Source organism: Mesorhizobium sp. M2A.F.Ca.ET.039.01.1.1, from assembly GCF_003998035.1.
In the GTDB taxonomy this organism is placed as follows: domain Bacteria; phylum Pseudomonadota; class Alphaproteobacteria; order Rhizobiales; family Rhizobiaceae; genus Mesorhizobium.
In genome coordinates this window covers 1-1,005 of sequence record NZ_RZRY01001270.1, presented here as the reverse complement: position 1 = coordinate 1,005, position 1,005 = coordinate 1, and the positions used below count along the sequence as shown (strand labels likewise).

General features: G+C 58.9%; 2 protein-coding genes. Both read right to left on the bottom strand.

The window, feature by feature from the left end; translation table 11 throughout:
* Positions 1-335, bottom strand: a 335-nt coding sequence (locus EOA24_RS39200; RefSeq protein ID WP_245501985.1) for a TrbG/VirB9 family P-type conjugative transfer protein, incomplete at its 3' end; no start/stop codon positions are given.
* Positions 335-1,003 carry a type IV secretion system protein gene (locus tag EOA24_RS39195; RefSeq protein WP_127410894.1) on the bottom strand — a complete coding sequence of 223 codons (669 nt, stop codon included), beginning with the start codon at positions 1,001-1,003 and terminating at the stop codon, positions 335-337. The genes EOA24_RS39200 and EOA24_RS39195, both read right to left, overlap by 1 nt.
* Between the last annotated feature and the right edge of the window lie 2 nt (positions 1,004-1,005).

Here is a 1,005-nt window from a genome sequence, read left to right as displayed (position 1 = left end):
AGATAGTAGATGCGCTTGTCGGTGACGACGTTCATGTTGGTGATCACGTTCTTGGCGATCGGCTTGACGAAGAGGATGTTGCCCTTGTCGGCCGGGACGACCTGCCAGCTGTCGGTGTCGCCGAGCGAGATCGTCTGGAATTTCTCGTCCTCATCGAAAATGATCATGGTCGAGATGCCGTAGGTGGCGAAGACCTGAACGACATTGTTCTCCTGGTAGACCACGCTGGTAATCCGCCGATCGAGAGATCCGCCTTTTGGCGTCTGCGCGGCGAGGGCGGCGGAGCCGAAGGCGACAAGGCATAGTGCCGTGGCAAGGACCATTGTCGTCCTCATCACGGGCTTCCCGGCGTCACGGTTTCCTGGTCGCGGCGATAGTCGTAAACCTGAAAGCCGAGCGGGTTCTCGAAACGCCATTCGTTTTTGATCGGCGTGTCGGTGTAGCGGAAGCGCACGACCGAGATCCAATGGCGGTCGGTCGCTTCGGTCTCGCTTTTTTCCGTGGTGGAAAAACGCACGATCGCGGTCGAACTGTTCGGGAAGCTGACCGACTTGATGTCGACCAGGACCCGTTTCAGCTTGCCATAGACCTTGGCTGGATTCTGCGGGTTGGCGGCGCTGTAAAGCGCCTGCAACTCGCGCGCAGCATCCCTTGTCGACAGAAGTGCTGCGATCCCGAAATTTTCCTCGATCGCGTAAGGATCGTAGCCCTCCCGGCTGCGTACATAGCGCACCACATTGGCCTGCGTCACTGCTTCCTGCTCGGTGAGATTGGTCGGCCGGGTCAGACCCGACTTCACCTCGATGGAGCCGGTGTTCCTGTCGACCTCGACCAAGTATGGCTCGAAGCTCTTGAGCGGCAGCATCAGAACGACTGCCAGAAGGCTGAGTGCGGCAATGCCGGCAAACGCCAGAGCGAAGAACCAAGCGATGCGGCTCGAGCGTTTCGCCCGCTTGATGATCTCTGCTTCCCAGATATCGCCTTGCTGGAAGTACGATCGCAGTC